Raw genomic sequence first — 7,039 nt, 5'->3', positions numbered from 1 at the left:
CTTCGGGAATCTTCATCTCTACCTTTCCGTCCAAAGTCGGCACTTCGATTGTATCTCCGAGAGCCGCCTGAACGAATGAGATAGGCACCTCGCAGAGAACATCAGAGCCGCTTCTCTGGAAGAGCTTGTGCTCACGCACATAGATATAAACGTAAAGGTCTCCGCTCGGACCGCCGCGGCGTCCTGCGTCTCCGCCTCCTGAAATACGGATGCGTGAGCCTTCATCGACACCTGCCGGCACCTTGACACGAATCGTGTGGGAACCTTTTACATGTCCCGAACCGTTACACTCCTTGCACGGGTTCTTAATGATTTTTCCAGTACCGCCGCAGCGTCCGCAGGTACGGGAGCTCATCATGCGGCCGAGAGGCGTATTGACCGCGTGCTGAACCTGTCCCGTGCCGTGGCAGTCAGGACAAGTCTCGGGAGACGATCCCTCTGCCGCGCCTGAACCGTGGCAGGCCTTACATTCCTCGGTACGCGGGATACGGATTTCTTTTTCAACGCCGAATGCCGCTTCCTCGAACTCAATCTCAAGGTCATAGCGCAGGTCAGAGCCCTTCTCCGGACCCTGACGGCGCTGACGGCTTCCGCCGCCGCCGAAGAAGGCGTCGAAAATATCGTCGAATCCGCCGCCTCCGCCAAAGCCTCCGAACCCTCCAAATCCGCCGAAGCCGCCTGCACCGCCGCCTCCGCCCATGCCGCCTTCAAATGCCGCATGGCCGAACTGGTCGTACTGCTGTTTTTTCTGCGGGTCGGAAAGAACGCTGTATGCTTCATTGACCTCTTTGAATTTTTCCTCAGCTTCCTTGGGGTTGTCACGGTTTAAGTCCGGATGATATTTTCGAGCCAGTTTTTTGAAGGCTTTCTTTATCTCCGCTTCCGAGGCACCCTTTTCAACGCCGAGAACTTCGTAATAATCGCGTTTTTCGCTCACGTTCTACCACCTTCGTAAATAAGAAGAGTGAGCAGTTTGGAGCCCACTCTTCCTCTAACCTGAACTGCGCTTATTCGCAGTCCTTCTTATTTCTTGTCGTCTTTGACTTCCGTATACTCAGCATCTACGACGTTGTCATCGTCTTTCTTTGCATCCTGCTGCGGAGCCGCGCCCTCAGGGCCTGCCTGTGCGCCGCCAGCAGCCTGCTGTGCCTGCTGATATGCAGCTGCGCTCATTTCATAGAGCGGTTTCTGCAACTCTTCCGAAGCTTTCTTGATTGCTTCGTTGTCGCCGCCCTTGAGTGCTTCCTTAACCTTCTCTACAGCAGCCTGTACCTTTTCGACCTGTGCTTTGTCAGCCTTGTCGCCGAGATCCTTGATAGCCTTTTCAGCCTGATATACAAGGCTGTCAGCGTTATTCTTGATTTCGATTGTTTCTTTCTGTTTCTTATCCTCTGCTGCATGTGCTTCGGCTTCTTTGACCATACGGTCGATATCTTCCTTGCTCATGCCGCTGTCTGACTGAATCGTAATCTTCTGCTCTTTACCCGTTCCGAGGTCTTTTGCAGATACGTGAACGATACCGTTCGCATCGATATCGAATTTAACCTCGATACGAGGTACTCCGCGCGGTGCAGGCGGAATATCGGAGAGCTCGAAACGTCCGAGCGTCTTGTTTCCTGCTGCCATTTCACGCTCGCCCTGAAGAACATGGATATCAACAGACGGCTGATTGTCTGCAGCCGTAGAGAATACCTGGCTCTTGGAGGTCGGGATTGTGGTGTTGCGGTCGATAATCTTCGTGCATACGCCGCCGAGAGTTTCGATACCGAGGGACAGCGGTGTAACGTCGAGAAGAAGCACGTCTTTGACTTCGCCCACGAGGACGCCGCCCTGTACTGCAGCACCGACGGAAACGCACTCATCCGGGTTGACTCCGCGGTTCGGCTCTTTGTTCAGATACTGCTTGATAGCCTCCTGAACAGCCGGGATACGGGAAGAACCACCGACAAGGATAACCTTGTTGATGTCGGACGGGGAAAGCTCAGCATCTGCCATAGCTTTGCGCGTCGGCTCCATGGTTGCTTCGACCAGGTCTCTCGTAAGTTCATCGAACTTAGCACGGGAAAGTGTAAGGTCGAGATGGAGCGGGCCGTTTGCACCTGCCGTGATGAACGGCAGATTGATGTTCGTGGAGAGCATGCTGGAAAGCTCAATCTTAGCTTTCTCTGCTGCCTCAACAAGGCGCTGAGCGCTCATTTTATCAGCTTTCAAATCAATACCGTTTTCTTTCTTGAATTCATCAGCCATCCAATCAACGATACGGGCATCGAAATCATCCCCGCCGAGGTGCGTGTTACCGTTGGTAGCCTTAACCTCGAATACGCCGTCGCCCAGCTCAAGAATAGATACATCGAATGTACCGCCGCCGAGGTCGAATACGAGAATCGTTTCATCATTGTCTTTATCAAGACCGTAAGCAAGAGCAGCAGCCGTCGGCTCGTTGATGATACGGAGAACCTCAAGGCCTGCGATTTTACCTGCGTCCTTTGTAGCCTGACGCTGGCTGTCGTTGAAGTATGCCGGAACAGTGATGACTGCCTGAGATACCGTCTCGCCGAGATATGCCTCTGCGTCAGCTTTCAGCTTCTGAAGAATCATAGCGGAAATTTCAGGCGGTGTGTAGCCTTTGCCGTCGATATCCACTTTGTAGTCGTTCTCGCCCATGTGGCGTTTGATGGAACGGATTGTGCGGTCCGGGTTTGATACAGCCTGACGCTTTGCAAGCTGACCGATAAGACGCTGTCCGTCCTTCGTGAAACCAACTACGGACGGTGTAAGACGGCTGCCCTCAGGGTTCGTGATAACCGTGGGCTCGCCGCCCTCCATAACGGATACAACAGAGTTCGTCGTACCCAGGTCAATACCAATTACTTTTGCCATTTTTATTTCCTCCTGTTATAAAACAAATGTTAAATATCTATTTATTTCACTAGCTTAGAACTAGTTGGAAACAACCTGTACCATGCTCGGGCGTACAACACGTCCTTTGACGATATAGCCCTTTTGCAGCTCCGCCGCAATCGTATCATCCTCGAGGTCGGGATTCTGAACCCTCATGACGGCCTGATGGAAATTCGGGTCGAATTTCTTTCCTTCCGTCTCAATATACTCGAGGCCGTTCTTTTTGAGCGTCTCGGCGAACTGATTATAAATCATTTCAACGCCCTTGTGGAAGCCGTCGCTGTCCTTATTGTCGGAAGCAAGGGCTCTTTCAAAGTTATCCAGGAGCGGAAGCATATCCTTGAGAATGGTCTGCGTGACCACATCGCCCAACTCCTCTTTTTCCTGCCGCGTACGGCGGCGGAAATTTTCAAAATCAGCCTGCAGGCGCAGGTACTGGTTTTTCTTTTCTTCAATTTCAGCCTTGAGCTTTTCTGTTTCATCAACAGACTGCTCTGCCGCTTCAGTATCCGGTGCTTCGGCTTCGGATACAGTTTCTTCCGTTTTTTCTGCTTCTGCCTCCGCAGCCGCTTCGTTAATCTGCTCCTGCATATCTTCCAAGTTCACTTCATCCTTTTTCTTCATTTTATCCTTCATGAATGCCATTTTTCTCACCTCGTGCCGCTACCAGCGGAATTTTTTGACCACGTCGGCCAAATGGCCGTTCATGTAATTGAGGAGTGTCATCGCCTTTCCATATTCCATACGTGTAGGTCCGAGAACAGCAATCGTTCCCAGAAGCTCGCCGTCCAGATGGTAGGTCGCTGTCATAAGACTGCATTCCTGCATGCCTCTGACTTCATTCTCCTTACCGATAGTAACCTTGAGTCCCTCTCCCAGATGCGCGTGAAGTATGTCCTTCAAAAGCTGTTCTTCTTCGAACATAAGCAGAATTTCCTTGACCTTTTCTACATCATGAAATTCCGGCTGCGAGAGTATCTCGCTGGTACCTCCCAGATAGAGGCGCTCGCGCTTCCCTGTGTCCAGTGAGCGGTGAATGACCTCCTGTGCCGCTTCAAAAAGACTTTCATCTCCGATTTCCTCGCGGATTGTCTTCATTACTGCCGGGGATATCGCATCGAGTGTATGCCCTGCAAGGCATCCGTTAATAACAAGTGCCATGCGCTGAAAATCTTCAAATGCCGCACCGTCCGGAATCGGGACTATCTTGTTCTCGATGAATCCGGCATCAGTCATAATAACAGCAATCGCACGGCGTTCATCCAACGGCAGGAACTGTAGGCAGCGGAAGGCGGCCTGTGTCATCTGCGGCGCAAGCACCAGAGAGACATTTTTTGTAACGTGCGATATGATGCGCGCGGTCTCCTGAAAGACTTCATCAATGCGGCGGACACGCTCCATATACCATTTGTCGATAAGAGCCTTCTCCTCTTCCTCAAGCGGTTTTGCCGGAAGAAGGTCATCGACATAGAAGCGATAGCCCTTGGAGGACGGGATTCGGCCTGATGACGTGTGGATGTGCTCGAGATAACCAAGCATCTCAAGGTCTGCCATCTCGTTCCGAATCGTAGCAGGACTGACGCCGAGATCATGTCTGCGCGCTATCGTGCGGGAACCAACCGGTTCAGCAGACTCAATATAGTCCTGCACGATTGCCTGCAAAATTCTCTGTTTGCGTTCGTCCATCCTTTCCTCCTCCTCGTTTGTTAGCACTCTTTCCAGTTGAGTGCTAAATACCTATAAAGAATATACCTCTTATACATCAAAAAGTCAATAAGTCAAAATAAAAAAATAAACTAACAGGAAAGAAAAAAGACAGAGCCACAGCCCTGCCTCTTTTCTTTCTTAATTAAAGTCTGTCATGCAGCGGATACCATTTGAATTCCTGCTGCTTTGTATCGTAGCTGTCGTATTCAATCTTGTTTTCAAACTCGGGGAAAATAATCGGTGTGCTTCCGTTGGCACGGACCGTGACCGAGAGCGGAAGCTTTTCATCCACATCCTCAACGGCAAAATCAAGCACCAGACCGATTTTATTCCATGTGGTGGAATAGAGTATATCCTTCTCCTCCACGCGCTGAATGTTCGTGTAGCGTACGCGCATGGGCACAAGCTCACGCCGTCCCTGCTTCACCGTAATTTCAGCGCCGCGTATAGCATCAATATCCAGACGGCGTGACGCAATCATGATGCGGAGCTGATATTCCTTTCCCGCCTCAGGTATTGCTTTGAAGTCTCTGCTTCCTGTGCGTGTCTGGGTAATCTGCTCATTCATTACATGGCAGTACGGAGTTATCCAATATGCATCAGCCGTGGTGCGGATATCGTCCTGCATGAAGTTTTCATCGGTACGGAAATCCTGCCACTCAGCAAACACAAAGTTAATTTTTTTATTCGGCACAATCCTGTTCGCCTTGACCTGTGCTTCGCTGACCTGAACAGAAGAAAGCTCAGGTGCTGCCATGGCAGGTACAGTTCCCATAAGAAGCATTGCTGCAGCTGCCGACGCGAAAAATTTCTTCATCATATTATTTATCCCCCTCAAAGCAGAAATTCACGGAAAGCGACGTTTCCGAGCTTCATTCCCTTTGGAGTAAGCCTGAAGTATTTATCGTCCGATGTCAGAAGTCCCTTTTCCGTAAGCTCGTCAATAACCTCCTGATATACACTTTCCACCGTGCATCCGAAGCGTTTTTCAAACTGGGCGCGGTTTATGCCGAGCACCGTCCTGAGCTCAAGGAAACAGAATTCTGCCATCTGAATCTCCGGTGTAGACGGCTCCTCCGGACGGGCCGGGGATTCACCGCGTTCGATGCTGGCGATGTATTCCTCAGGTGTCCTGAGATTTTCCGTGCGCCGTCCGTTCCAGTAAGAATGTGCTGCCGCGCCAAAGCCGATATAGGGCTGGTCGGTCCAGTAACCGAGATTGTGGCGGCTCTCAAAGCCGTCCCGGGCAAAATTCGAAATTTCGTATCTTGCAAAACCATAAGGAGGCAGATTATTCACAACGTAGTCGTACATGGCCTCCGTTTCTTCCTCTGTGGGAAGAGTGATTTCGCCTGATTCAATTTTTGCCTTTAATGGAGTTCCGTCCTCCACCTGAAGGCCATAAACGGACATGTGAGTCACCGCAAGATCCATGGCAGAGCCTATACTGTCGACGAGATTCTTCATTGTCTGCCCAGGCAATCCGTACATGAGGTCCATGCTGACATTAGTAAATCCCGCGGCACGTGCCCAGCGCACCGCGTCCTTAATATCCTGCGCAGTGTGAATGCGTCCGATGCGCTCCAAAATATCATTTTCAAAGGTCTGCGCTCCGATGGAGAGCCTCGTGACACCCATGGTGTAGAGCGCCGTCATATGCTCCAGCGTCACTGTACCGGGGTTCGCCTCGACGGTAAACTCCGCCTCAGGCTCCAACGGAATATTTTCACGCACTGCATCAATGATGCGTTCGAGCTGCGTGATAGGTATAACCGTCGGTGTTCCTCCCCCGATAAATACGCTGGACGCGGGGCCTGCCTTTGCCAGGAAGGGCTCCTGTGCTTCAATTTCCTTGACGATTGCCTGCGTATATGCAGACATGAGGTCTTCCTTTCCTTCCCACGAAGGAAAATCACAATACTGGCATTTCTTCTTGCAGAATGGGATGTGAATGTAGACTCCGTAGCTCATCAGTGAATTTTCAAGACCGCCATAAAGGCTTCCTGTGGTATCTCGACACTGCCTACCGCCTTCATGCGCTTCTTGCCCTCCTTTTGTTTTTCTAACAGCTTACGCTTACGCGATATATCGCCGCCATAGCATTTTGCAAGGACATCCTTGCGGAATGCGCGTACGTTTTCACGGGCGATAATTTTGCTTCCGACCGCTGCCTGAATCGGAATCTCGAACATCTGCTTCGGGATGATTTCCTTGAGCTTCGCCGCAAGCTGACGCCCACGGTAAGCCGCATGATCCGCGAAAACAATTGTTGAAAGAGCATCGACGGGCTCTCCGTTAAGGAGGATGTCGAGTTTCACGAGCTTGGCCGGCTGGTAATCGGCAAGCTCATAGTCCAGCGATGCGTATCCACGTGTCGTTGATTTCAATATATCAAAATAATCGTAAATAATCTCGCTCAGCGGAATATGAT

The 7,039-nt window shown here is 51.0% G+C and carries 6 protein-coding genes and 1 pseudogene; all 7 read right to left on the bottom strand.

Annotated features, from left to right (window positions below; translation table 11 throughout):
* Nucleotides 1-937 (bottom strand): molecular chaperone DnaJ (dnaJ, locus tag ACY69O_RS07810; RefSeq protein ID WP_462332907.1); only part of this gene is annotated, 937 nt, incomplete at its 3' end.
* An 86-nt stretch (nt 938-1,023) separates the two neighbouring features.
* Nucleotides 1,024-2,880 (bottom strand): molecular chaperone DnaK, encoded by a 1,857-nt coding sequence (gene dnaK / locus ACY69O_RS07805; protein ID WP_462332906.1) that lies wholly within the window; start codon nt 2,878-2,880, stop codon nt 1,024-1,026.
* 60 nt (nt 2,881-2,940) lie between these two features.
* Complete coding sequence (gene grpE, locus ACY69O_RS07800; RefSeq protein WP_462332905.1) at nt 2,941-3,546, bottom strand: nucleotide exchange factor GrpE; 606 nt, start codon at nt 3,544-3,546, stop codon at nt 2,941-2,943.
* Between the two features lie 18 nt (nt 3,547-3,564).
* Entirely contained in the window at nt 3,565-4,587 is a 1,023-nt protein-coding gene (gene hrcA / locus ACY69O_RS07795) for a heat-inducible transcriptional repressor HrcA (RefSeq protein ID WP_462332904.1), read from the bottom strand.
* Between the two features lie 163 nt (nt 4,588-4,750).
* Nucleotides 4,751-5,428, bottom strand: a complete 678-nt coding sequence (locus tag ACY69O_RS07790; RefSeq protein WP_462332903.1) for a hypothetical protein — start codon at nt 5,426-5,428, stop codon at nt 4,751-4,753.
* A 14-nt stretch (nt 5,429-5,442) separates the two neighbouring features.
* Complete coding sequence (hemW, locus tag ACY69O_RS07785; protein ID WP_462332902.1) at nt 5,443-6,579, bottom strand: radical SAM family heme chaperone HemW; 1,137 nt, start codon at nt 6,577-6,579, stop codon at nt 5,443-5,445.
* Nucleotides 6,579-7,039: pseudogene (locus ACY69O_RS07780) on the bottom strand (elongation factor 4); the annotation flags it as partial. The gene hemW and the pseudogene ACY69O_RS07780, both read right to left, overlap by 1 nt.

This window comes from Schwartzia sp. (in: firmicutes) (genome assembly GCF_978017985.1).
Note: the sequence above shows the minus strand (reverse complement) of the source record. Positions and strands in the feature narration are given on the sequence as shown.